The organism is Nostoc sp. WHI, from assembly GCF_015714725.1.
Lineage (GTDB): Bacteria > Cyanobacteriota > Cyanobacteriia > Cyanobacteriales > Nostocaceae > Nostoc.
This window is the reverse complement of the sequence record NZ_WBKM01000118.1, coordinates 53576-78190: the sequence shown is the minus strand read 5'-3', so window position 1 is coordinate 78190 and position 24615 is coordinate 53576. Positions and strand designations below refer to the sequence as shown.

21 protein-coding genes are annotated in these 24615 nt (G+C 40.9%); 10 read left to right on the top strand and 11 right to left on the bottom strand.

Features of this window, described 5'->3' with window-relative positions; genetic code table 11:
- Positions 1 to 611: 611 nt before the first annotated feature.
- Entirely contained in the window at positions 612 to 845 is a 234-nt protein-coding gene (locus tag F8S12_RS11855) for a hypothetical protein (RefSeq protein ID WP_196516476.1), read from the top strand.
- Between the two features lie 5 nt (positions 846 to 850).
- Here F8S12_RS11855 and F8S12_RS11850 read toward each other — a convergent pair whose 3' ends face one another.
- The 3 genes from F8S12_RS11850 to F8S12_RS11840 all read right to left on the bottom strand — a co-directional run bounded on the left by F8S12_RS11850 (position 851) and on the right by F8S12_RS11840 (position 2971).
- Positions 851 to 1756 carry an ROK family protein gene (locus F8S12_RS11850; protein WP_196516475.1) on the bottom strand — a complete coding sequence of 302 codons (906 nt, stop codon included), beginning with the start codon at positions 1754 to 1756 and terminating at the stop codon, positions 851 to 853.
- A 66-nt stretch (positions 1757 to 1822) separates the two neighbouring features.
- Complete coding sequence (locus tag F8S12_RS11845) at positions 1823 to 1987, bottom strand: hypothetical protein (RefSeq protein ID WP_196516474.1); 165 nt, start codon at positions 1985 to 1987, stop codon at positions 1823 to 1825.
- Positions 1988 to 2074: 87 nt separating this feature from the next.
- Positions 2075 to 2971, bottom strand: a complete 897-nt coding sequence (locus F8S12_RS11840; RefSeq protein WP_196516473.1) for an ABC transporter permease — start codon at positions 2969 to 2971, stop codon at positions 2075 to 2077.
- A gap of 227 nt (positions 2972 to 3198) precedes the next feature.
- Here F8S12_RS11840 and F8S12_RS11835 point away from each other — a divergent pair, with 227 nt between their 5' ends.
- Positions 3199 to 3438, top strand: a complete 240-nt coding sequence (locus F8S12_RS11835; RefSeq protein ID WP_196516472.1) for a hypothetical protein — start codon at positions 3199 to 3201, stop codon at positions 3436 to 3438.
- Positions 3435 to 3854, top strand: a complete 420-nt coding sequence (locus F8S12_RS11830) for a putative toxin-antitoxin system toxin component, PIN family (RefSeq protein WP_196516471.1) — start codon at positions 3435 to 3437, stop codon at positions 3852 to 3854. The genes F8S12_RS11835 and F8S12_RS11830 overlap by 4 nt, the downstream gene beginning before the upstream one ends.
- A 63-nt stretch (positions 3855 to 3917) precedes the next feature.
- Here F8S12_RS11830 and trxB read toward each other — a convergent pair whose 3' ends face one another.
- Both trxB and F8S12_RS11820 read right to left on the bottom strand, forming a co-directional pair.
- Positions 3918 to 5285: a thioredoxin-disulfide reductase gene (gene trxB / locus F8S12_RS11825; protein WP_196516470.1), complete on the bottom strand. Its 1368-nt coding sequence runs from the start codon at positions 5283 to 5285 to the stop codon at positions 3918 to 3920.
- Between the two features lie 154 nt (positions 5286 to 5439).
- The gene (locus F8S12_RS11820) at positions 5440 to 6237 is read right to left on the bottom strand and encodes an Rpn family recombination-promoting nuclease/putative transposase (protein ID WP_196516469.1); all 798 of its coding nucleotides are present in this window, start codon (positions 6235 to 6237) and stop codon (positions 5440 to 5442) included.
- A 110-nt stretch (positions 6238 to 6347) separates the two neighbouring features.
- On the opposite strand from F8S12_RS11820, the gene F8S12_RS11815 reads away from it, so the two are divergent.
- The 3 genes from F8S12_RS11815 (at position 6348) to F8S12_RS11805 (ending at position 10076) form a co-directional block, all read left to right on the top strand.
- Complete coding sequence (locus tag F8S12_RS11815; protein ID WP_196516468.1) at positions 6348 to 6914, top strand: Uma2 family endonuclease; 567 nt, start codon at positions 6348 to 6350, stop codon at positions 6912 to 6914.
- 205 nt (positions 6915 to 7119) lie between these two features.
- Positions 7120 to 7665, top strand: coding sequence for a type IV pilin-like G/H family protein (locus F8S12_RS11810; RefSeq protein WP_196516467.1), 546 nt, complete (start codon positions 7120 to 7122; stop codon positions 7663 to 7665).
- Positions 7666 to 7856: 191 nt separating this feature from the next.
- Positions 7857 to 10076 carry an O-linked N-acetylglucosamine transferase, SPINDLY family protein gene (locus F8S12_RS11805; RefSeq protein WP_196516466.1) on the top strand — a complete coding sequence of 740 codons (2220 nt, stop codon included), beginning with the start codon at positions 7857 to 7859 and terminating at the stop codon, positions 10074 to 10076.
- A gap of 80 nt (positions 10077 to 10156) precedes the next feature.
- Here the strand turns inward: F8S12_RS11805 and F8S12_RS11800 are convergent, their stop codons facing one another.
- The 3 genes from F8S12_RS11800 to F8S12_RS11790 are packed head-to-tail and all read right to left on the bottom strand — an operon-like array spanning position 10157 to position 15989.
- Positions 10157 to 11830, bottom strand: a complete 1674-nt coding sequence (locus tag F8S12_RS11800; protein WP_196516465.1) for an O-linked N-acetylglucosamine transferase, SPINDLY family protein — start codon at positions 11828 to 11830, stop codon at positions 10157 to 10159.
- Positions 11827 to 15561 carry a class I SAM-dependent methyltransferase gene (locus F8S12_RS11795; RefSeq protein ID WP_196516464.1) on the bottom strand — a complete coding sequence of 1245 codons (3735 nt, stop codon included), beginning with the start codon at positions 15559 to 15561 and terminating at the stop codon, positions 11827 to 11829. The genes F8S12_RS11800 and F8S12_RS11795 overlap by 4 nt, the downstream gene beginning before the upstream one ends.
- 29 nt (positions 15562 to 15590) lie before the next feature.
- Entirely contained in the window at positions 15591 to 15989 is a 399-nt protein-coding gene (locus F8S12_RS11790; RefSeq protein WP_196516463.1) for a tetratricopeptide repeat protein, read from the bottom strand.
- An 891-nt stretch (positions 15990 to 16880) separates the two neighbouring features.
- Here F8S12_RS11790 and F8S12_RS11785 point away from each other — a divergent pair.
- Positions 16881 to 17099: a DUF4327 family protein gene (locus F8S12_RS11785; RefSeq protein WP_196516462.1), complete on the top strand. Its 219-nt coding sequence runs from the start codon at positions 16881 to 16883 to the stop codon at positions 17097 to 17099.
- Positions 17100 to 17140: 41 nt separating this feature from the next.
- Here F8S12_RS11785 and F8S12_RS11780 read toward each other — a convergent pair whose 3' ends face one another.
- On the bottom strand, positions 17141 to 18424 hold the full coding sequence (locus tag F8S12_RS11780) for a protein kinase domain-containing protein (protein WP_196516461.1): 1284 nt from the start codon (positions 18422 to 18424) through the stop codon (positions 17141 to 17143).
- 80 nt (positions 18425 to 18504) lie between these two features.
- Positions 18505 to 20499 (bottom strand): serine/threonine phosphatase, encoded by a 1995-nt coding sequence (locus tag F8S12_RS11775; protein WP_196516460.1) that lies wholly within the window; start codon positions 20497 to 20499, stop codon positions 18505 to 18507.
- Positions 20500 to 21203: 704 nt separating this feature from the next.
- Between F8S12_RS11775 and F8S12_RS11770 the strand changes: the two genes are divergently transcribed.
- Both F8S12_RS11770 and F8S12_RS11765 read left to right on the top strand, forming a co-directional pair.
- On the top strand, positions 21204 to 22433 hold the full coding sequence (locus F8S12_RS11770) for an aminotransferase-like domain-containing protein (RefSeq protein WP_230967957.1): 1230 nt from the start codon (positions 21204 to 21206) through the stop codon (positions 22431 to 22433).
- 202 nt (positions 22434 to 22635) lie between these two features.
- Positions 22636 to 23085, top strand: a complete 450-nt coding sequence (locus F8S12_RS11765) for a hypothetical protein (protein ID WP_196516459.1) — start codon at positions 22636 to 22638, stop codon at positions 23083 to 23085.
- A gap of 204 nt (positions 23086 to 23289) precedes the next feature.
- Here the strand turns inward: F8S12_RS11765 and F8S12_RS11760 are convergent, their stop codons facing one another.
- Entirely contained in the window at positions 23290 to 24150 is an 861-nt protein-coding gene (locus F8S12_RS11760) for a poly-gamma-glutamate hydrolase family protein (RefSeq protein WP_196516458.1), read from the bottom strand.
- 195 nt (positions 24151 to 24345) lie between these two features.
- Between F8S12_RS11760 and F8S12_RS11755 the strand changes: the two genes are divergently transcribed.
- A complete protein-coding gene (locus tag F8S12_RS11755) occupies positions 24346 to 24582 on the top strand; it encodes a DNA-directed RNA polymerase subunit omega (RefSeq protein WP_196516457.1) in 237 nt (78 codons plus the stop codon).
- Positions 24583 to 24615: the final 33 nt, after the last annotated feature.

Here is a 24615-nt window from a genome sequence, read left to right as displayed (position 1 = left end):
TCAGAGCGTTACCCCAAACATTCTCTTCTAAAACTAGGCTGTAAGCAGGGTTTTGGACAATATAAAATGGGCGAGTTAAACCTTTAGTCAGTGTTTTAGTTGCAGTAGAAAGATGCGGATCTGCTGGATTTGTCCAAAAGGGGTCTTTCCAAACAGGCTTTTATCCGACCAAATCTTTAGGATTCTACTGTTAGTAGGAGACTCGGTAACTGAGGATTGGTTAGATTTTAAAATGTTAGTGCAGCCAATAATTATCAAACTGAGTATCAATGCCACGAGTACATAGCGATGGCTAACTCTTATTAGTACTACGGTAAAAATTTGTTTAGCTCTTTGCTGATTCTTAAAGCCTTTATTCATTAGGCTGGCTTTGGTTCTAAATAACATCCTCATTTTTTTATGATTTTTGTCAGAAAAACATCTTTACCGCTTATTCTGACATCAGATAGCGCTTATTCAAGTTTAAATAGTTGTTTGTGACTCCAGGTTGATATTTACCAAAATATTTTTATAATATCTTCTAATTCTAACTAAAACACCTTTCTACAAGACAGCCTTTCTTGATAAAATATAAAGATAGTAATCAAAGTTAGCTTCAAAAGCTACAAACAATGGCAATTGAACGTTGGACGGATGAAATGCTTGATGAATTAGCATCAAGCGTAGATAGCTTGAGAATAACGGCTCAAGCATTGCTGCAAGTTGCTGCTCAAAATCAACAAAAGATGGATATGTTTGAAGAAGAGATAGAGTTAATTAAACAACGCCAAGCAGAAAATGATCAGAGGTTTAATATTTTGCTCGAAGAAGTGCGTTATTTGATTCGAGGAAATCAACAAGATTGAAGAATTCAGAATTCAGAATCAATTAATCCTGAATAGTGTTGCAATGCCAACTTTGCTGCACCAACTATCCCTGCAAAATTGCCTAACTCGGCTGGCAATATTTGTAAACCCGCCCGTGATAAAGGCTGCACTCGCTTCTCAATTTCTGCCTTCACAGCTGGTAAGAAAAACTCAAAGCTGCCACTGATACCGCCACCAATGACGATCGCTTCCGGTGTGAGTACATAAATCAAACTCGTCAAACCAATTCCTAAATTCTTACCATATTCTTGCCAAAAAGTCAATGCTGCGGGATCTCCTTGTTGGGCAAGAATACCCAGTTGGGCGGGTTCCTTGAGAGTGCGGCGACGAATCGCAGTAGCAGAGGCATACTGTTCCAAAGAGCCTTGATTGCCGCTATTACATATTGGCCCATCTGGGTTGAATGAAATTAAACCCAATTCTCCAGCTGCGCCTTGATGTCCAACAAATAGTTTGCCATCAAGGATAATTGCACCACCAACTCCAGTTCCTAAAGTTAGCAGAATCAGATTTTGAAAGTGACGACCGGCTCCCAACCAAGCCTCTCCCAAAAGAGCGCAGTTAGCATCGTTAGCGATCGCAGTGGGTTTACCAGTTTTAGCTTCTAGCCAGTCTGCTAAAGGCACATCGAGCCATCCAGGTAAGTTAATGGCGATTTTAGCAATGCGTCTTGTTGCATCGGCTGGGCCTGGAGTACCAACACCAATAGCAACAGTTTGATTATCTGGATCAATTTGAGCGATCGCATCTACAATCACCGCCAGCACATCCTCTGGTGTCGTCGGTTGAGGAGATGCCACAGTCAAAGATTGCAGACAAGTCCCATCATCTGTAAAACGCCCCAGCTTAATTGCTGTTCCCCCCACATCAATGCCAATTACTTGATCCACAATGGCCAATCCAAAATCTTTATTTGTATCGAACCACAGATAAACACAGCTGCACAAAGATGTTTTTTATCTGTCGTTATTAATAATTCGCACATTCGCTACCGGGGATGAACGAAAACTCGATTGCTCCTGCCAAGCTGTAATAGGGGCACCTCTTAAGATGCCAGCAAGGGCAACGGAAAGGATAAATCCGCCAGTAGCGGCGGCAATTAACGTTAAATTATCTTTCATACAAATCTCTGTATTGTTTATTTGTCCTTTGTCCTTTGTCCTTTGTCCAAAACTAATGACTAATGACTAATGACTAATGACCATTGACTACTTTCGGATTCTATTTTCTCTCCGCAATCGGGGATTGACAAATTCATTTAACCCCTCACCAAGTAGTGATAACCCTACCACCATAAATGTCATCGTTAAACCAGGGAAAAGCGTAGTCCACCAAATGCCAGTAGGTAAAGCTTCTAGGGCTTGTTTTAAATCATGTCCCCATTCTGGCACTTCTTCGGGAAGTCCTAGCCCCAAAAAACCCAAACCGCCCAATACTAGAATTGCATCAGCAGCGTTGAGTGTGAATAATACCGGTACACTTTGAATGACGTTGAAAAACAGATATCGAGAAAGCACAACCCAAGTGGAAGCACCCATTGCTTGAGCAGCTTCGATGAATACTTCAGTTTTCACGCTGACAGTGTGGTTGCGAACAACGCGATAATATTGGGGAATATAGGCAATACTAATAGCGATCGCTGCATTTAATATCCCACGTCCCACCACAAACGCCAGCGTCACAGACAGCAGTAGCCCCGGTAGAGTGTAGATGCTATCCATAAGAAACAGCAACACTTTATCCAATTTACCGCCGAGATAACCACTCAACATCCCCAAAGGCACACCGATAATCATACTCAGCGCTGTTGCCAAAATCACCACCTGCAAAGCAGCTTGAGCGCCGAACATTGTCCGGGAAAAGACATCATAACCCAGGCGACTAGTACCAAACCAATGTTTAGCTGAGGGTGGCTCGTGAATTGGATTAGAAAGAAAATCTTTGGGATTTTGCAGCCATCCCCAAGCCTGGAATACGGGAGCGAAGAATGCCAGGAAAATGAAAAACAGGGTGATGGCTAACCCAATGAGCATGAGTTTTTGGGAAAGATTGGAAGTTTTGGCAAACTGTAAAAATGTCGGTAGTCGCCGTTTTGTAATGGCCATAAAGCGATCGCCTGGATCAAGCAAGATACGCTGACCATTTTACATATCAGATAGGGGATTGCGTAAACATCCTGAATAAAAATCCGACTGCTTCGCGGTGGATACAGAGCTAGACTGAGGAAGAGGTGAGATTATGCCTCATTTTTGCTAAAGATAAATTCCCAGTTAAGTGTTACCGCAAAGGTAAATGATTCCAAGTAAACAAAGACCAAGTTAAGGGAGGAATTATGAACGCTTACAAAAAATACATCACCATTACAGATCCAAGTCAATTAATATTATCTGATTTACCTTTTCAGGTAGGACAGAGAGTAGAAATAATTATATTAACTGAGGATAACCCAAGAGCGGAAATCAGTAAAAAGCTGAGAGATTTATTTGATAAAACACAGTCGTTACCGGGAGTACAAGATATTACAGAAGCAGAAATATTAGCAGAAATTGAAGCTTGCCAACGCGGAGAATGAAAGTTGTTATTGACACGAATGTTTTAGTTTCTGCTGTCCTTAAAGGTAGAGTACCAAGGGACGTTATTCAGTTTATTTTTGATAATCCTGATTGGCAATGGATAGCTTCTGAAGAAATCGTTGGAGAATATAAGGAGGTATTAAGTCGCAGGAAGTTTAAGTTGACCGATGAAGTGATATATGAATGGTTTGAAATTATTGATACATTCATAACGTTAATTGATGTTTATTTAGAAATTGATTTTCCCAGAGATAGAAAAGATGCAAAGTTTTTAGCTTGTGCTATTGCAGCAGAGGCAGATTTCTTGATTACGGGTGATTCTGATTTTAATCAGGCGCAAACTTTGGTAAATACAACGATTATTTCTGTATCTTTATTTAACAGGTTAGTTTGCGATGTAGGGGATAGGAAGTAGGGGGTAAGTATTGGACACTGGTAATTGTCAATGATTTTTTACTATTCCCCACTCCCTATTCTCTTACAGATTACTTTCAATCAACTGGCGGTATTCGCTCTTTTGCTTCACGCCTTTGACTTCCTTGACCAGTTCCTTATTTTTGAACAATTGAACCGTTGGCGTTCCTGTCACACCAGCATTTTCAGCAATATCTCGGTCTTTATCGATATCAATTTCCACAAAGTGAATTTTGCTATCAAATTCATCCACCACTTTATTTAAAATTGGCTTCAGAGTATGGCAAGGGCCACAACCAGGAGAAACGTATTTAACAAGAAGTAAGCGATCGCTTTCATGGAACAATTTCCGTAAGGCATAACCTCCTAGATGGCGCGTCGCATTCAAATTAAATCCAGCTTCTTCCTCGGCTTCAGTCTTTTTGGCTGGTTGATGTTCTAATTCATTATCTGCTGTTTGTGGCCGTTGATGGAATTCTTGAATTAAGCCACTGGATGACAACCAACGTTCTGCCAACATTGCCGCCATACAGCCAGTACCGGCCGCCGTAATTGCTTGCCGAAACTCATGATCTTGCACGTCGCCAGCAGCAAAAACGCCTTCTACACTGGTTTCCACAGAACCGTGTGTGACAACATAACCGATCTCATCCAGTTCTAATTGCCCTTTAAATAAAGAGGTATTGGGACTGTGACCAACGGCGTAAAATAAACCCTTAGCGTGCAGTTTGCTTTCTTCACCAGTTTTGGTATTTCGGACTTTCACTCCTTCCATGTGACCATTACCGAAGATATCCACGGCTTCTGTGTTCCAATGCACCTGGATTTTTGGATTGCTCAAAACCCTGTCTTGCATGGCTTTAGAAGCCCGCATTTTATCGGTGCGTACCAACATATTCACCTTAGAGCCGTATTTGGTGAGGTAAATTGACTCTTCCGCCGCCGAGTCGCCAGCACCAATCACAGCCAATTCTGCGCCGTGAAAAATTGGTGTTGCACCATCGCAAATCGCACAAGCAGAGATACCCCGACTCCAAAACTCATGTTCGTTGGGTAAACCCAAACGCTTTGCAGTTGCACCAGTAGCAATGACAATGCTGTTGGTTTTAATTTCCCTCTCTTCTGAGCGGACAGTAAAGGGACGCTGACTCAAGTCAACTGATATAACATCTTCAGTATATAGTTCAGCCCCCCAGCGCTCCGCCTGAGCCTTCATCTGATCCATCAGTTCCGGCCCGGTAATCCCTTGGGGAAACCCAGGAAAGTTCTCGACTTCCGTCGTTGTCATTAGTTGCCCACCAGGTAATCCCCCGGCTTGGAAACCTTCAAATACAACGGGTTTCAGGTTAGCGCGTCCGGCATAAATGGCAGCTGTGTACCCTGCTGGCCCAGAACCGATAATTACCAAGTTTTCTACTGTGGGGTTAGTCATGACCATATATAAACTCATAACGACTACGTTTAATTTAGCATAATAAACTCAGATTGGCTACACCAGATGGTAAGCGATGTCTGCGACGGGCTACGCCTACGCAAAATGCTTACGGTATTATGCGCTCAACACTTGCCAAACATCCTCTTAAACGCTAAGACTGTTCTTGCAGATATTTTCTGATAATTTCAACATCTAATTCTAAAAATTCTGCTATTTCTTGAATGCTCATGCCCCTCTCAACACATTTTGGGACTAATTTCAATTTTGTTTCTAGTTCTGTCTTCGGCTTTGTCTTTGCCACGATACTCTCGTATAATCGAGTATTTTTGAATTCATCTAAATCAAGCATGGCTTCAATTTCCTCTAAAGCAAGATTGGGAAACTTATAAAATACAATGGCTTGGATAAATGCTAGCACTTTCTTTTGAAGATTTTCATCGGGTAAGTTTTCTCTTGCCTGAGCGATTAGCTGTTGAGCTAAGGAAGTAGCTTTTGTAGGTGTTTCTATAAATAGTTTGCCAATTCCTATCCCCAAGGAATCTTCAGTCCTAGTAGAAAGTTCATTCAGATAAATGCAACGGAGATGTTGTTCGATTAAAACTCGATAGCGGGGGTGAGGTGGGGTTTCATGAATGCGGCGATCGTAGATAACGATTGCGTACCAGTCTGAGTTTGCGGGTTTATATTGACGGAAGTAAACAAAAATTTCCCCAAAAAGTCGTTCGTAAAATTCTTCATCTTTGTAGGTTTGCAATTCTACAAAGTATAAGGGTTCATTTTCAAATCCCTTGACAGTAGAAAATAAACCGTCTAAACGAAATGATTGTTGTTTGATTTCAGGGGCAATAAATGTGTAGATATTGGGATTAGTATCAGCTTTATCAATAAGTTCAAAAAATATCTGTGGTAGTTCCTTAATAAGTTCATAAAAAATTACATCTGTTTTCATGGATGCTACTAATTGCAAACTATACAGTCGTTTTTCTTTGAATACAATACATTTTAGCTTTCTTAGAGTGCAGTACTTATGATAGATAGAGAAGTATTTTCTGTAATATTATGTCTTTCACCATTACAGACTTAGAGCAACTACAAACCGAGCATCCAGAATGGCAGATGGAGCTGGTAGAGGGGAAAATCATAGTTATGGGGCCATCAGATTACGAGTCAGAGGAAATTGGCGCTCGTCTAATTACCTTCTTAAATAACTGGGTCATGTCGCGCAAACTAGGACGTATAACTGGTTCTAGCGCAGGTTTCATATTACCTAGAATGGAAGAGGACGACTCGGAAAAAATAAACCTACGTGCTCCTGACGTGTCTTTTGTTCGGGCTGACCGACTGAAGAAAACCAAGCGCGACTTTGTAGAATTAGTTCCAGACCTGATGGTTGAGATTAAATCTAAAAGCGACAGAATTAAACCGCTTGAAGAGAAGATTCAGCTATTTTTGCAACTTGGGTCTGTAGTCGGCATATTGATTGACCCTGACAAATTAACAGTAATGGTTTATCGACTAAACCAAGCTCCAGTGTTGATGCAGAATGGCGATACGCTAACACTACCAGACTTGCTACCAGGTTGGGAACTGACAATATCAGAGTTGTGGCCACCTGAGTTTGAATAAGGCACTTCCACAATCGAAGTTGAGAATTTAGCCCTTGGTCAACACTAGGGGCTTAGTTATGTTTGTGCCATTTTGGATGCAAGGATTGTGGATTGTGTAACTGCATCTCCCCAAACTTTTTTTCTCAAGGTGATAGGAAAGCGATCGCAGGTGGGTAAGTTACATCTAGAACACCCAAGCGCTTCCTACCCCCAGGAAAACACTTATGAAAAGCGAATTAAAAGCCAAGTTTCTTCAACACATCCTCGCCAAGAAAAAGGGAGATGAGGGTTTTACACTCATTGAATTACTGGTAGTAATTATCATCATCGGTATTCTATCTGCGATCGCTTTGCCTTCTTTCCTCAACCAAGCTAACAAAGCCAAGCAGTCAGAAGCTAAAACTTACGTAGGTTCCATGAACCGCGCGCAGCAAGCATTTTACTTGGAAAAAGGCGCATTTGCGTCTCAAACTGAGTTTGGTAGTTTAGGTCTTGGTATTGCAACACAAACCACAAATTACGTATATGCGATTGCTGGTGGTGGTGGTAGTGATACCGTAGTAACCAACCAAGCAAGTACAGTAGTTAGTACTGCGCCTCTCAAAAATTATGTCGGCGGTGTGGGTGTAGTAACTCAATCTGGTACCAGTGAAGCTACTACTGTAGCTATTTTGTGTGAAGCCGACAAACCAAAAGTTAACAGTGGTGCCGATGTAACCAGTATGACTGGTGTGAGTTCTTGCCCCACGAACTTCACAGCTTTGAAATAAGTAGAGAAGGGACTTACTACGTAAGAATATAGTTTGTCTAAGCCACTGCATACCAAAATTAATTCTTCATGTAGTTTGTATTTAACTAAATTAAGTATTTTTCAAAGTGGATAGATTCTTCTATCCACTTTATTTACATTATGTGAGTCATTCACAACATATCGCCCATACATTTTTCCACAACAATCATAATGATTACTGATACATATAATTGGCAAAATCAGGCTGAAGAATACTTCATTCAAGAAAACTATCTGCAAGCGTCAAAATTATACGAACAAGCAATAGCGATAGAGCCAAATACTATTTCATATTATTGGTATTTAGGATTGATATTACTATTACAAGGGCAAGAAGAAGAAGCTCAGATGACTTGGATGCTGCCAATGACAGAGGCAGATGAAGATCAGTTACAAATTTGGACGAACGAACTGTTTGAATTTTTGCAAATAGAAGCAGAAAGGCGTGAAACACTGGCGGAATATTCTCTAGCTTGGTTAATTCGCCAGCACATGCGGGAAATTAATCCTAGTTATATAAATAATTTGCTTCAAATTCTTATACTTTGTATCAAGTTGCAAAAATTTGAAGAAATTGATGATTTGAATGAGTGGGGATTAATTGAAGCCTTAATAATAAAAGAAAATATAGAGATTGACCTCGAATTATTAATACAAGTTTTAAAAGAACTGTTAAATACTATCCCCTTACATCCAGTCAATCTGAATTTAATAGAAGCTAGTCTGCCTTATTTCTCTGATCCTCATCAATGCTTCTGTATACTGCTTACTCCTGCTCTGGAAATTGGCCATACTTTACGGCGGCCTTTACTAGCAGCATCTCTGCTGGAACTGCATTTACGATTAGAACCAGATAATGTAGAAATTTTGCGGCACTTAGCGATTTTTTATCAAGATGCTCGTAATTATTCTCAAGGTATAGAGACAGCTAGGTTGTGTTATTCCTTATCAGAAGGCTTGGCTGATAAAATTTTTGCACTGCATTTGCTGTTAAGGGGTCTAATGTCAGCAGGGGGATATTGGCAAGAGATATGTACAACTTGTCAAGAATTAGAAGCTGTATTTCAACAGTTTATTAAAGCTGAACGAATTCCTTTAGAAGAAGGAAGAATATTACGGTTGCTTTCGCCATCTTTTGCGATACCTCACATTAAAGATGCTCCTGCTGAATTTCGAGCTATTCAAAATCAGGTAGCTGAGATTTTTAATAATTATATTAAAAATCTTGCTGAATCAGAAGGGAAAAACTATGTTCATAAAATTATTAATAATCAATCTTTAATACTCCATCCAAAAAAATTAAAAATTGGTTATGTATCTTACGCTTTAAGGAGCCATTCTGTTGGGTGGCTAGCTCGCTGGTTATTTGAACATCATGATCGAGATAAATTTGATATTCATACTTATTTTGTTAACTACGCATTAGGAAATGACTATCTCCAAGAATGGTATCTAACTCAGGCAGGAAAAGCTCACAAATTAGGTATGAATGGTCTAGAAATTGCTGACCAGATATATCAAGATGAAATTGATATTTTAATTGACCTTGATAGTGTCACTCTAGATATTACTTGTGAAGTGATGGCATTCAAGCCAGCCCCAATTCAAGTTACTTGGCTGGGGTGGGATGCATCAGGCATACCTGCAATTGATTACTTTATCGCAGATCCTTATGTTCTACCAAATGATGCACAAAATTACTACACAGAGAAAATCTGGCGATTACCTCAAACTTACATAGCAGTAGATGGTTTTGAAGTTGGTATACCAACTCTCCGTCGTGATGACTTGGATATCCCTATGGATGCCGTTGTATATCTCAGCGCCCAAAGAGGATATAAACGCCATCCAGAAACGACAAAGTGGCAAATGCAAATTATCAAACAAGTGCCTAACAGCTACTTTTTGATTAAAGGACTTGGTGAGCAGGAAACAATTAAACGCTTCTTTTACCAAATTGCCGAAAAAGAAGGTGTAGATTGTTCTCGGTTACGATTTTTACCAATAGTTCATTCAGAGGCAGTTCATCGTGCTAATTTAGGGATTGCTGATATTGTATTAGATACATTTCCTTACAACGGAGCGACAACAACTCTAGAAACATTGTGGATGGGTATCCCCTTGGTGACGAGAGTTGGTGAACAGTTTGCGGCTCGTAATAGCTACACCATGATGATAAATGCTGGGATCACAGAAGGCATTGCCTGGAATGATGAAGAGTATATAGAGTGGGGTGTGCGTTTGGGGAAAGATGAAGCTTTACGCCAGCAGGTGGCTTTGAAGCTGAAAGCATCGCGGCAAACAGCACCGTTGTGGAATGGCAAGCAGTTCACCCGTGAAATGGAGAAAGCTTACGAGCAGATGTGGCAGAGATATATTGAGGTAAAATAAGCTCGTAGTGAGGGATTGATCCCTCAAATTAAATATTAATAAGGCTAGAGCCGCTTACTACAAACATTAAAAATATATTTTTAAGCATTGAAGTGCTGACTACAAACTTCTTTATAGAAGGCTTCTAAACCTGCGACACAAGCTTTATCATCAAAGAGACGATCGTGATTTTGGCTCATTGTTTCGGCAATAGTGCCTCGCCAAGTCGGGTCTAGTCCTAATTTAACAGCAATCTTGATGTATTCTGCTTCATTTTCAGCAATGGTATCTGTCACTCCTAGCATTTTCAGGAAGCTGTCAGAGTGACGACCCCGCATAAATTTTCCCGGACAGGTAACAATGGGGAGATTACAAGCGATCGCTTCTAAGGTAGTATTACCACCAGACCAGGTAAATGTATCTAGATAAACGTCTGAAAGTAAGTTAATCATTAGATAGTCTAGTCGTTCTGGAATACTGAGAAATACACAATAATCCTTGCTGTTCAAACCGATAGCAGCAAAAGCACGCTTCAGGCGTGGCTGAAGTAAAGTACCACGCAAAAACACAAATTTAGCTTGCAGAACGCGATGAGCAATTTCTGCAAAAATAAAATCATATTGCGGTAGATATTTAAAAGGAGCTTGGCAGCATAAATAGATAACCGCATCATCTCCTAGCCCAAAATCCGAGCGTGTTTTAATAACTGGTGGAATATATGGTTTAGGATAAGAAACGCCAATATTAGGTAAGCGAATTAATCTTTCTGAATAATGCTCTTGGGCATTTTCAGGTTCCATTAACTCACTAGATAAAAAGTAATCAATTGTGGGTAAGCCAGTTGTTACCGGATGTCCCCAAGCCGTACATTGTACAGGAGCAAGCCGCAAACCTGCCATTTGCATAGTTTGCGGATTCATCCCAATTTCGGGGAAAACTAAAATGTGCAACTTATCAGCAATTATCTGTTCACATACTGCTGATAAATTATGAGGAATATGATGAAAAACATCACTGTATTCTTGAAATTGTTGGGTAATTGGATCTGGTTCATTTCCTGTGTAATAACAGTATATTTCAAAGCTTTCATGATTGCTCTGACGCAACCAACCTGTTAACCAAAGTGTTCCACTATAAGAATGCAGGTAATGGGAAACGTAACCAATACGAACTTTGTTATTAGGCTGAAGCTTAGGCATAGATAAAGGAACGACCCATTGTGGATAGTTAACAGCCATAATTTCATGCACTAAGTTTCCATATTGGCGTTGCAAATCAATATCATTTTGTGCTTGATATGATAGGTAAAAATTTGTGAGGCGACCTATACCTGCTAAAGCGTTATGTTGCTCTTCTGTAGTTTTAATAGATGTTTGCTCAATTAAATCTCGCAATCCTTGAGTGTAGCGTTGGCGATAAAAGTTAATTTCCTCTTGATTCTCATATATTGATGGAACTGTTAAATATTTGAGAATTTGAAAAGTATAATCATCAGGGAAACATTTAGCAGCATTATCTGCACTTAAAATTGCTTCTTGAATACGTCCATTCTGCCGCAAATCGATGATTAATGAAAAATGGAGTCTTTCATCTGTAGGATAGAGCTTAATTCCTTGCTGGAGAGTACTAAAATATTCATTTAGAAGGTTTAACTGTCTGTAGCAATGGCTTAAGTTCCAATAAATATCTGCATCACCTGATTGAATTTCTAGGAGTTTTTGATACTGCGCGATCGCTTCCTTCCATCTTCCGTCAAAAAAGAATTTATTGCTCAAGCAAAAAAAAACTGTTCAGCTTTTGCTTCGCTAAAAACTTCTATTTCGTAAGATGTGATAGTTTCTGCTTTTGCTTGACTCAGCGCGTTTTTATCTTCGTATTCCAAAACAATTCTTGCATGGATGCGAGGTAGCAAAGCTTCCCACTGAATATCAGCCAAGTTTTCCACTAGAGAAATTTCTAATCTTTCGGTAACATCTAAATCTTCCTCTACCAAAAGATTCATAACCACACTAGATAAAAACAGTTCTGCATCTTCACCAGGAATGTTACCAGTATCGATAAGTAGAGTGATTTTTTCACTATTAGGATCAGTGGCGATCGTCTTCATCACTCGTTGCAATTCTAAACCGACTAACTCTTCTGGTCGCGACCAATCTGGGAAAATAATTAAATTAATCTCATTAAGATTTAAAGACAGGAGAGTAGCATTAATCAAGGCATAACTTACAGTTTGCGCCATTTTTGACCAAGAAAACTTTTTCGCCTGTGCCAAACCCGCAGTAATTAATAACTTACGAATACTAGGCTTTTGTACCTCACAGAGCGCATTTGCAAGTTCATCCACATCATCATCATTCACATATATTGCTGCGTCTCCTGCTACTTCTGGAATTGAGGCATTAGAACAGGTGATAACAGGACAACCACAAGCCATTGCTTCAATCAGAGGCATTCCAAAACCTTCATACTTAGAAGGATAAACCAGTGCCACAGCACCAGAGTAAGCTGTTGCTAACTCTTCATCGCTGAGTTGCAACATATGAACGACACTATCTGATGTGTAGATTCTAAATTCAGATGCTAATACACCACCGCTTCCTGTAAAGACAATATCAAATCCATAGCTACTGGCAAGTTGCGAAAAAGCTTGAAAGAACAAAATACTATTTTTATAACCACTTCCACCACCAACTAAAATAAAGTATGGTTTTGTAATCCCGTATTTTGATTTAAAAGCATTAACCTCTTCGGATTTGTCTGGTGAAAAAGTACTACTAACTCCGCAATGAGCAACAGTAATAGACTCTAGAGGTATAGTAAAACAGCGTGCCAAGTCATGCGCCGTATACTCTGAAATTGCTATATAAGCAGATGCATGTTGAATACTATGATGCTTCTCTCGCCACATGGGATTATTCATATCCCATCCCATAATTTCTGGAATCATGTCATAAGCCATGAACACAGAAGGTGTTGTAGTCGGCGTTGTATAGTAGGAAGATATAAATAAATCTGTCCCTTCTTCATCGCAAACTTGCTGTAGCATTTCTCGGTCAGCATCAGTATTGTTATAGTCATATTGTGGAATGCTGCGATATCTAATACCGGGAATTTTGGGAGCAGTTCCAGCCCGGTCAAGTACAACGATACGCCTAGCAAACCCTATGTTTACCCATTCTTCTAATAAAGATTTCCAGACACGCGCAATACCAGTTTGGTAAAGTTGGAAAAACACACCGTCAACCAGAATTATTGGTGTTTCTTTCCTAATCTGTGCAACTTTTTGCTGTACTTCATCTGGTTGTAAGAACCGCCAACCATTGTTGCTGAGTTCTCTTTGTGCAATTGGTACTATACCGCATGATTCAACGGTATCCACCATTGTTTCATCTCTTACCCACGAAAAATATTCGCGTAGCAGAACTGGAAATTTAGTTGTCTCCTGCAAAGCTTTCCATTGTGAAACAGCATTCCTATAGCCATAATATTGGTCTTTAAAACGTAATTGCTCTGGTGTTACATAAGCAAAATGTTGGAAAACTAAACCATGCCCTTCAGTCTCATGATGCAGAAAAGGGTTTACTGCTGCAACATCCCGCCATTGACCATTTGGTAAAGGTTCTTCTAGTCTGGGTGGTTCATGTGCTACCCACACTGAACCTGGCTTGTATCTCCAGGTTCGCAACCACTCTTGTCTGGGATTTTGGGCGTAACAATTACGAGTACTGATAATTATTCTTTCTCCTACAAAATACCAGCACCAATAGAAAGCGGCAGTTTTATCAGGATTCTCAATAAACAGCTGTCGTGCAGTTAAAATATGCTCGACTGTCCATAATTCATCTGCATCTATTTGCCATAGTAAACATTCTTCATTTATGTTTAACAATGGCTCATTAACCATTTCCCGTTTGCCATCCCAAAACACACCATCTGGCTTACGATAAACTGTGATATTGTCGGGATATTGCTGTGTCAATTCATCCAAATATTCTGTCGTACTGTCATTGCTGCGACCATGATGATGGATTTCATTGTTTATATATCCACCCAGCTTCAGACTCCATCCAGTATCGTGCTTTAATTCAGCTACACCTTCGACAATGTGCCAATGCCATTTGAAAGGAAGTTGTTTGAATATCTCAATGTGGTAGCGGATAAACGGTTGCCCATTCAGAACAATAGTAAAAAAGTCAATTGGTAATTCTAGCGTTGAGGTAGAGGTGATAGCAGCCAAATTTTTTTGACCACACGCTAGCGTTGAGGAATACTCATGGTTGACAAGACGTAGTTTAGCAATGTTATGCCATACACGTTCTGGCCCAGGCCAAGTGGGTACAACATCATGAAATGCTATCCAGCCGCCGTTTTTTACCAATGAAAACGATAGTTCAAAATCTTTTAAAACATCTAAATACTGATGAGAGCCATCAATAAAAATAAAATCAATAGCTTTACTATTTGTCAATTTATCCCAACGCTTTAATACATCATGAGAGTAGCCACGTAGTGGTATTACATATTGCTCAAGACCGTTTAATTGAATATTTTGCTGCCAAACTTCAAAGAATTGTCGTTCAGAAAAGTCAGCATCATTACCATCCCATGTATCAATAGAATAAATTTTACGTTTGGTTCCTATGCAAGCATATGCCATAGCAACTGTCGAGCGACCTTTAAAAGAACCAATCTCAACTATAACAGCATCTTCAGGAAGAGATATCACCTTATTAAAAAGGAATTCTTCTTGCCCAGTAACCATGAATCCTTCAATACATTCGACGGCATCATGGATATTTTGATAGCTGATTGGGCTTACTGTTCTTCGTTGAAATATCGCATAACCATTACGTATATTTTGGTTTGACATAATGAGGATATAGTCAGAATCACTCAACAGGCGATTGAAATTTTGATAGTTTTTAAACGTAGTAATATCATCTAGACAAATAAATTTTGCCCCATATATTTCATCTAATTCAGCTTGACCAGTAAATTCTGAACCGTCAATTAAAACTAAATCAAAACAATCAATGTTGTTTTCATCTTTAATTTTTTGAATTCCGTTATCAGATACTCCAGAATTATTTACATACTCAATATCTTGTCGCAGCCAACTAAGCACACGCTCCAGAGGATAAAGATTTAGATTAGTATGATGGCTATTATAAAAATCAATAATTTCCTTTTCATTAGGAAATTTTTTTACAGGAACAGAAGACATATTATAGCATTTTACAAAATATTCATTTTTATAATTATTTTTTAACTCAGCGAATCTAACTTTTGAAACTTCCATGCAAAACAATATTGGCTTATTAGGGTTTTCACGAAGCCCTGTTACAAATGCTTCGGTACTTCCTTGCCCTGAAGATGAACCAATTTCTAGAACTGTTTTTATATCTTCTTCTTTAGCAATCTTTTGAATAGCTGTATAAAATTCATCGTTTTTAATTTCTGGAGGAATCAAACTGTTAAGCTCAGAATCGGCAATTTTATCATTCATATTCGTATTCTTCTTTTTAGTTGTCTACTCTATTGATCGCTCTCACCCTCTCGTTTCTTAATCTGCTCTAAAACAACTTTGTAATCTTGCCGATCAGGGTGCAACTTCACCAGCTTCTCCAAAAGTGCGATCGCACCCTTAGCATCTTTCAATTTCAACCGCACCAGAGACAGTTTCTCTAAAGCTAGTTGGTTTTCTGGTTCCCGTTGTAAAACCAGCTCGTAGCCCCGCACTTGTTGCTGTAGTACTGACTCAGCAGAAGAAGACGCAATTGCTGGCTTAGGTTGACTAGCCTGTTGTATTGCCGGAATGACTGCAAATACTGTAGAACCAAAAAACGAGAACAACGATACTATCGTAACAATCTTTTGTCGCCGCCCAATCTGCTTTTTGCGGGTAATTAAGTATTCTTCGTCTGCACCAGCCATGCCTCACACACTTGCTGTAATAAATACTTAGGTATTAGCAAGCCTCCCGTTCTGAGGATACCCACCTGCTCAACAGAAACTAACATCTTCGCTAGAAACTTTTTACACAAACTTCAAATCCTGACTCTGAAGATGAGAGAAGTTTATGGTATACCCATGCGTAGTTTACCGCCGTAGGCATCGCCCCTATGCTTCAAAGCAAAACCTTCTCCTGTGCATAGACACAGCCAACCATCCAGGTCTTATTCACTGGACGAAACATTAAAATTATATAAAGATTTGCGATAATTCTGCCTAATGTCCAGATGTTTGCGATATTCTTAATAACGTTTAAATAAACAAAAACAGTAGACATTTCTACTCAATTGCAAATTTCACTGTAAATCAAAAACGTTCAAACTAGCCCCTTTCCTATGGGTTCTTTGACAAGCACACATATTTTTCGTGACTAAAACAAATAAAATTTTCCCAGTCGTCCTCAGTTACACTACTTAGTGCAACTTCCCGGATGACTAATTATTTTGCTCGGCCTCCACAACAGATATCTTACCAAAGGTACTGTTGTACTCTTGTGGAAAAAGGGTAAAGGTATAGAGGAAAAAGGAAAATAGAAATATCCCTTACCCGCTAATACCTTAATCCTTCCTGCTCAACCCTTGCCTAATTTCTGTAAGAAATATGAGGACTGCTTGTTGTAATTAAAGTTTTGTGGTGGTAATTACCGTACAAAACCGAAATTAAGAGTAACTTAGTAGGGTTTGTTATGGTATAGTTAGAAAGTTAAGACTAGCTTTACCAAATTACACCACTCTACGATCCGGCAACAATTGCAGAATGGAAAGCAGTTTTAATTAAGCATTTACCAACAAACATCTGAATTGAATCGAGGTTATGACTCAAAAAGTGATTCACCCAATGGTGAAATTGCAACGTAACGTGCAATCACTCATAGAATCGAACATTATCAAGCCAAGCGATAGCATCTGGAAAATCGCTTTGCTCTATGGTAATGAATGGCAGCACTGGAAAAAGGAACTGCTAGACTTTGGCTTTAGTATGCAAGACCCAGTTAGTGAATTGCTAGCTGTAGAAACTTGGGATGAACAATAAGTATTGGAAATGTTCTTTTAGAGTTCCTAGTCCAAGTACCTTTATTGGCAAGCAGCTAACGCCGCAGCTAATTCCTTTGCAGTTTGGTAGCGATCGCGTGGCAATGGTTCTGTAACGCGGTCAATAACATCTCTTAATTGGGAACTAATGGTGGGAACCTTTGCCACATCAAACCTGAAGTTTCGCCCTCGTTGGCGGTAATACTTGAAGGGGTTTTCGCCTGTGAGCAGAAAAATCAGCGTTGGCCCAATTGCATACAAATCAGATTGAGTTAAAGGTTGTCCTCGTTCTTGTTCAGGAGCGCAGTAACCTTCTGCACCAATTCGAGTACCGGGCATTGTGCCAATTTCTTTAACTGCGCCAAAATCCAGCACTACTATGTGATTTGAAGAACTTCGCACCATTAAGTTGGCGGGTTTAATATCGCGGTGAATTAGTGGCAGGCTTTGGCTATGAAGATAGTCTAAGATATCGCAGGTTTGGATCATCCAAGCGATCGCTTGACTTGGCGTAACCGGCCCAGTGCTGTAGACACGTTTCTCCAAATCTTGTCCGTGGATTAGTTCCATTGCCAGGTATTTTTTTCCGTCTTCTACAAAAAAATCGTAATACTTGGGAATTCCAGGATAGTTAAGGGATTTGAGAGTATACGCCTCGCGCTCAAATAATTCTTGAGCTTTGGCAATTTTCACCATATCAGCATTCATTTGTTTCAACACCAGCAGTTGTGAGATACCCGCAACCTGACCAGCCGCATCCCAAGCGAGATAAGTAGTACCCATACCTCCTTGTCCGAGAGTTCGCAACACCTGATAATGGCGAATTCTCTGTTGTACTGAGAGAGGTTGACCGCAGTGGATGCAAAACAGATTGTTCGGGGGGTTGCCTGCGTGCGTGCAAGTGGAGGATGAATTTCCTCTAACTGGGGCTGAGTAGAGTGTTGCAGCAGCGTTTTCTTCTACCCCTTGCATTTTTTGCTGCGATCGCAATCCAGTTTCTAGTGCTGTTACCTCCTGAATTTGGAATTGCAGTATTGGGCCTCCCTGTGCCAGTTGTAAAAGAGAATTATCTGGTAACGGACTCTGAATCACAAGGATACCGTTGAGAAAAGTCCCATTTGTACCTTGACTAATTAGCTGCCAAGCACCGCCATCACTGGCAGAACCGACTTGTCTGAGTTCTAGATGATGCCGGGAAACTAAACTATCAGTTAAAACAACGTGATTATCTACCGCTCGACCAATCCGAATTATGGAGGAGTTCTCAAAGCACCACTGCTGGAGGGGCGTTTTCTGTTGCGGTTCTAACAAAGTCAGACTAACCACAATACAACCTAAAAGCTAAGAGGAACAGGGAGTAGGGATTAGGGATTAGAGAAATTATTTCCCCGATCCCCAGTCGCCATTTATTTTTGACTTTCGAGATTTGGCCGCACTTTTGCCCGAACAAGTATAGCAGTAATGTTGTCGTGACCATTGTGTTGGTTTGCTAAGTCAATTAAGTCTGTAACGCCCCGTTCTAAGTTAGCGCCAGAACTAAGTAAAGGTTCTAAGTGAGTTTGCCAATGAGTTTCTAGTAAATCATTATCTGATAGACCGTCCGATGCCAACAGCAGAAGGGTATCTTCATTGATGTCGAAAAAGTCCACATCGGGATTAATCGCATTTTCGTCACGAGGCCCCAAAGCTTGGGTGAGTTGGTAGGCATCAGGGCGAGCGTAAGCTATGGTTGCTTCTACTCCTCGTGTAATTTCCCGTTGCCCGACTTCGTGATCCTCTGTAACTTGTTCCAGTCCCCGCTTGCGCGTCAAGCGATAGAGACGGCTATCTCCCACATGAGCAACTACTGCTTGAGTATCTTGAATTAAGAGCATGACTAGAGTTGTACCCATACGCCCCACTCCAGAACGGGCATCTTGTTGATTGAGCTTGTAAATTGCTTCATTGGCTAAATACACTGCCTCACGAATCCTGTCTTCTGTTGGCAGTTGGTTTGCAATCCAGTGTTCTTGAAAGTATTGCCGTAGGGTGTTGACTGCTAACTCACTGGCGATCTCGCCGCCAGCGTGTCCACCCATACCATCACAGAGAATATACAAACCATGCCCTTGCAGCACTCGACTTTTGGGCAACTCCAGCTTGTTAATTTTTGTTTCAATGCCAAAGTAGTCTTCGTTATGATGACGTTGACGCCCCACATCTGTGCGTCCTGCATCTTCCAAGCTACTTAACTGCATCGCTAGCACAACAGTTGGCATATCATCAGTTTTGCTGATGATATCTTCTGGCTCATCTGATTGGGGAATAGTAGGCACAGCGATATGTTCCTCCGTTATTGGAGGCAAATTTGCGGTTCCTAGTGCTTCCAGTTCAATAGAAATTTCTTCCAAACGCGATCGCAACTGTGCGATCGTCTGAATCTTGCCTACCTCTAAATCCCCCAACATCTGCACTACAGAGCCAAATTGAGTGCGCTGAGACTGTCTAAATAGCGCTTGCCAAACCCGCCCCAAAGCTTGGATGGTTAATGGTTGCTCTGGAATCACAGATGTTTGGGCTGGTGCATCTTCTGGCGACTCGGTGGCGGACTGACAATTCCATGATTTTATATACAACCTTTGTAGCGCCAGCGTTTGGTCTTCATCCAATCGCAAATTTGACAAATCTAAGAGGCTTTGATGACAATTCACTGATTCTAATAATGCCCAAAGTTGGGTCATTTGATAACACCAGTGTAAAATTTTTAACGAACTCGTTGTTTCTTCTTTCCACAGGTCGAGTAAATGCTGCCAATCGGAACGGTCTTCAATTAGTACTACCTGTAGATCATCCTGCTGCCAAGCATCGTGAATTGGCGGTATCCCTCGCTGACCTTCTGATTGTAAAGTAATATAAAGTTTAGCAAGGCTAGGAATTTCACTTGCTTCCACTGATGACGTTACTACATCTGATTCTTGACTTACTACTATTGCCTCAAGAGGCGATATTTGATATGGTCGGCAGTCTAAAACTCTCGCCTCTACCTCAGTAATTTTTTCCAGAGTAGGTAACGCATCTAACAATTTATAGCGTTGCTGAGAGTCTAAATAGGAGCCTAATGCAATTTGAGAACTAGGGGGTAGAGGAGATGAGGGAGGCAAGGAGGACAAGGTAAAATTTTCCCCATCGTCTCCTCCATCTTCCTGATCTTGCCCTACTTCTAAGTCCCTAGTCGGTTCTTTAGCAATAATTGCCCAAAACACTGTTCCGCATTCTGTGCCACAGTTATGACAATGTTGTACATTCACAGCTACATCGGTACTACATTCAGGACAGACCTTGTGAGTTAGCGATGTGCCACAGTTCTGACAGAATTTGTTTGTATTGGGGTTTTCAAATTTACACTGAGGGCAAATCAGCATAGTGGAAGTTCCTTAATTCCCGTTCCAAGGTGCTTTTAGCCACTAAGATTCCAGGTGCCACAATTGGCTGCCCCTGATTTTAGTAGACCTACATTAGATTGTAGTTTTATCAGTCAATTTTGGTGGCAGTATTAATTGTGACGTATATTAGATAAATATTTCAGATATTGGCAGCCAATTCCTGACAAATTGCGGAATGGAGAAGCAGGGCAAGAAGAACTATTGATTATTAACTAATGTCCAATGCCACAGAGTCTGGCAATTGCGGAGGTTTAGCGCTAAACCATTTTTGATCAACTCAGTGCTAAGTAAATTTAAGAAGTACTCAGCACTCAGCACTACGGTAAAAGCCCCGCCCGCAAGTGGCGCGGAATCTTCTTATAAAGAGAAGGTTGATACCAGCAAGAGTGTGGGCGGTCTTTTCACTCAGCACTCAGCACGGGCTAAACGCCCCGCTATCGCTAACGGAACTCAGCACTCTTCATAGGCAATAATCAGTAGCAGACAAGCCTAAACTCAGAATTAGCTGCTGGCACTTAAAGTTAATCAATTTCACTCTAAATAATTCCGTTTTATTAATCAATATTCACGATGCTTATCATAATGTTATGAGAAAGAATTCAGAAGTACAGACGCGATTCATCGCATCTGTACAGAAAGAAGTCAGAATCTATGCTGGATTCTGGATTCTGGGCGACTAGCAAATGAATAAAGAAGTTTTTAAATTACTTATGGTTCCCATCACCCATACCCACCAAATTGCTGATTTGTTCGCTGAACGAGCTAGAAACCTTGCACCACCAACCTATGGCACAGAGTTAACCAAAATCATCACCGTCAGCTTTGCCTACGGACTAGCTGACCCGATTCTCTTTCCCCACACTGACTTGGCTACTGCAAGTGCTGCTGTGCTGGCAGAAGAGGCTCCGATCGCCCTCAACTACGGCCCACCTTCAGGTCAATTGTATGAGCAAATTATCCTCCGCTTGCAGGCTAAAGGAATCGCTGCCGATCGCGATCGGGTGATCATTGGCTACGGTTCTAGTCAGATTCTTGGCTTGTTACCAGATGTATTTATCGAACCCGGTGACGTGGTGATTGTGGAAGCACCAACCTATCTGGGAGCAGTTGGCAGATTCGTCAACGCTGGTGCACGTCTGATTACCATTCCTGTGGATGAGTTGGGGATGGATGTAGATGCGTTAGAAGTAACATTGAGCGACTTGAAGAAACAGGGCATCAGACCTCGGTTTATTTATACTATCCCCACCTTTCACAATCCCACAGGCGCTACTATGCCGTTATTTCGTCGCCAAAAGCTAGTAGCACTGGCGGCTGAGTATGGCGTCCTAGTGGTAGAAGACGATGCTTACAGCGATTTGCGTTTCCAAGGAGAAACTGTACCTCCCCTGGCGACCCTAGACCAAGAGGGGTGGGTATTATATGTGAATACCTTCTCGAAAATTATTGCGCCTGGTATCCGGCTGGGCTGGGCTTGTGGCGATCCAGCGATTATTGAGCGGTTGGCAATGTTTAAAAGCGAGGGGCCAGTCGGACCATTGATCAGCCATGTAGTCGCCCGCTACTGTGCAACAGGCAAATTAGATTATCACATTCAGGAGCTAATCGCCTGTTATCAGCATAAGTGTAATTTGTTGTTAGAAGCGATCGCTCAGGAGTTTCCCAGTGATATAGTCACTCTGCGACCAGAGGGGGGCTTTTATGTCTGGTGTAAATTACCGCCAGACATCAGCGCCAAAGCCCTCCTAATTGCTGCCAGTGAACACGGTGTCAGCTTTCTGCCAGGGACACGCTGCTACGCCAACGGACAAGGGGATGATGCCATCAGGCTTGCTTTTAGCTTTCAGCCAACTCAGAAGATTGTGGAGGGAATCGCTACTCTGGGAGCAGTGTTGCGCGCATGGCAGCGATGACCTCAAGAATATGTCCAAAATCTGTGAACCGTTTAATTCGCTCCTTGATTACCAGGGAAAAATCTTTACCAAAGTTTAATCTGTCAAAATAGTGAATTTGTTTAACAACTTATGGCGGAAGAACCTCTATCTAGGGAAGGATATGGTAAATAGGCTAGATGAAGTAAAAATAGTATGCTAAATCTCATGAAGATTGTACTCTATGAAACTGAATTACTTGACAAAAGGGCTTTCGACTGTAAAACGTTGGATGACTACAACCCTGTTTTGTCTATTAGCGATCGCTTTTGTTTGGCAAGGTGCGTTTTTCTCAAACACCTCAGCAATGGCTGATCCTACTGTCAACTTGATTGCATCGGCAGATGCAGGCGATCAAGTTCAAGAGAAAGCTAGCAAAGATGCTGGACGAGCCAAAAATTTTATCGATGATACGGCAGATAAAGTCAAGCAAACTGCAAACAAAAATGCCAATAAAGTTGACCAAGCAACAGATAACAATGGTAGTTTTGTTGAGCGAAAAGCAAAGAGAGATGCCGCTCGAATTGAGAAAAGAGCAAATGAAGATGCGTCTCGGACTAAAGAAGCAGTAGACAAAACAAAGAATGCTGTTGAACGCACTGTTGATAGCATCAAAGATGCTTTTAACAACTAGAACATAGATACTAGCTTCAAAGGTCAATGTACATTGTTTCATTTATCGCAGCTGCTTAAGCCTAAAGAAGCAATGTACATTAGACCTCTTGCAAAAGTCCTTCTTTTCGCTTTCTTCTTTGCGCCTTTGCGCCTTTGCGTGAGACAAAAAATTATTTATGCAAGAGGTCTATTGATTGACTTTTACAATTATGTGACAAATCGATTAAATTTTGGAGTTATAGACAGACGCAACAGCATCAGCAATTTGCTGCCAATAATTTGTTCGCGCTTTTTTAGACTGCTCAATTTGGATACCATTGCCATTAGCCAATCGGTTGACAATATTGTTAGGATTATCGCCATCGAATGGACTCTTTGGAGTAGCAATCTCTACACTGATGCCGCTACCGACAATAGCATTCTGAATTGCCTGTTGGATTTCTAGCTTGAGTGCGAGGTTAGCACCGCCACCAATCAGGATCTTATTTTGAGAGAAGCCATGAAAAGCTACTGCATAGCTAAATTCACGATTAATAATTTTACTCAGTAAGGGAAATGAAGCTTCGTGAATATCTGTAGATGTGATGTGCCACCGATCATAAGCATCGCCGCCTTGTTTCCAACCTTTGCAACACCAAGAAGATACACCTTTAGCAGCAAGCACAGAAGCCACACGCTCTGCTTGTAAGTCAGTTCCCTCTTCAATCTTGCCACCGTGGGGAGCGATCGCAACGAGTCCAACATGAGTGCCGTTGTCTGTTAAACGCTCGACAAACTCGCTATTGGCTTCTGCGTATGCATCAGTATATGTCGGGTGAACTACTTGAGAATCTACTGTAGCATTGCATGGGAATGAGACTGCTGCTAAACGTGACCATCCTGTGTCTGTCATGCGGACGATATTGTCTGGGTTCTCTTGAGGCGTTTGCTTAACAGTATAAAGCGCGTATTCATTAGCAGTAAGCCTCACACGAACTTGGTGACCAAGAGCACAACCAATGGTTGCTAGCTTTTGTGGATCAGCAGAACAGTGTTCCTTTGTACCTGAAGCTCTTTTTTGCCCGCTAGCTGTGTATATAGGCATTATTTTCCTCAATATCTCAGTATAATTCCTACAGAGTTTTTTCAAAAATTAAATCATAGTCCTATATTATAAGTAGCTTGTAATGACTAAAACACTCTCAACCTCTCTCTTGATAAAGGTTGCTGGCAACGAAACAGATAGCAGCATATCTATCAGTACTGCTACACTGGAGAATGACCCTAAGAACCACTGATTATGCTAAAGCGTTCTAAGTTCGAGACAACTCAGTCTCAGATTATGCACCGTTCTGAGGAGCTAATTAGTGCAGCCTCAAATCGTTACCGCATTACGGTTCAGGTGGCAAATCGTGCAAAACGTCGGCGTTATGAAGACTTTGAAAATAACGAAGATGCGATGATGAAGCCAGTGTTAAGGGCAATTATCGAAATGTCGGATGAATTGACTCAGCCAGAAATTATTGGGGAAATTTAAAAACAGTACTGAGTTGAGAGTGCTGAGTCACTG

Bases quoted from the DNA above. Each gene is read 5' to 3' on its own strand.
- F8S12_RS11855 (WP_196516476.1), top strand. From the start codon at position 612: ATGGCAATTGAACGTTGGACGGATGAAATGCTTGATGAATTAGCATCA.
- F8S12_RS11810 (WP_196516467.1), top strand. From the start codon at position 7,120: ATGAAAAGCGAATTAAAAGCCAAGTTTCTTCAACACATCCTCGCCAAG.
- F8S12_RS11805 (WP_196516466.1), top strand. From the start codon at position 7,857: ATGATTACTGATACATATAATTGGCAAAATCAGGCTGAAGAATACTTC.
- F8S12_RS11755 (WP_196516457.1), top strand. From the start codon at position 24,346: ATGCTAAAGCGTTCTAAGTTCGAGACAACTCAGTCTCAGATTATGCAC.
- F8S12_RS11815 (WP_196516468.1), top strand. From the start codon at position 6,348: ATGTCTTTCACCATTACAGACTTAGAGCAACTACAAACCGAGCATCCA.
- F8S12_RS11845 (WP_196516474.1), bottom strand. From the start codon at position 1,987: ATGAAAGATAATTTAACGTTAATTGCCGCCGCTACTGGCGGATTTATC.
- F8S12_RS11775 (WP_196516460.1), bottom strand. From the start codon at position 20,499: ATGCTGATTTGCCCTCAGTGTAAATTTGAAAACCCCAATACAAACAAA.
- F8S12_RS11835 (WP_196516472.1), top strand. From the start codon at position 3,199: ATGAACGCTTACAAAAAATACATCACCATTACAGATCCAAGTCAATTA.
- F8S12_RS11840 (WP_196516473.1), bottom strand. From the start codon at position 2,971: ATGGCCATTACAAAACGGCGACTACCGACATTTTTACAGTTTGCCAAA.
- trxB (WP_196516470.1), bottom strand. From the start codon at position 5,285: ATGACTAACCCCACAGTAGAAAACTTGGTAATTATCGGTTCTGGGCCA.
- F8S12_RS11785 (WP_196516462.1), top strand. From the start codon at position 16,881: ATGACTCAAAAAGTGATTCACCCAATGGTGAAATTGCAACGTAACGTG.
- F8S12_RS11760 (WP_196516458.1), bottom strand. From the start codon at position 24,150: ATGCCTATATACACAGCTAGCGGGCAAAAAAGAGCTTCAGGTACAAAG.
- F8S12_RS11770 (WP_230967957.1), top strand. From the start codon at position 21,204: ATGAATAAAGAAGTTTTTAAATTACTTATGGTTCCCATCACCCATACC.
- F8S12_RS11765 (WP_196516459.1), top strand. From the start codon at position 22,636: ATGAAACTGAATTACTTGACAAAAGGGCTTTCGACTGTAAAACGTTGG.
- F8S12_RS11830 (WP_196516471.1), top strand. From the start codon at position 3,435: ATGAAAGTTGTTATTGACACGAATGTTTTAGTTTCTGCTGTCCTTAAA.
- F8S12_RS11795 (WP_196516464.1), bottom strand. From the start codon at position 15,561: ATGAATGATAAAATTGCCGATTCTGAGCTTAACAGTTTGATTCCTCCA.
- F8S12_RS11820 (WP_196516469.1), bottom strand. From the start codon at position 6,237: ATGAAAACAGATGTAATTTTTTATGAACTTATTAAGGAACTACCACAG.
- F8S12_RS11790 (WP_196516463.1), bottom strand. From the start codon at position 15,989: ATGGCTGGTGCAGACGAAGAATACTTAATTACCCGCAAAAAGCAGATT.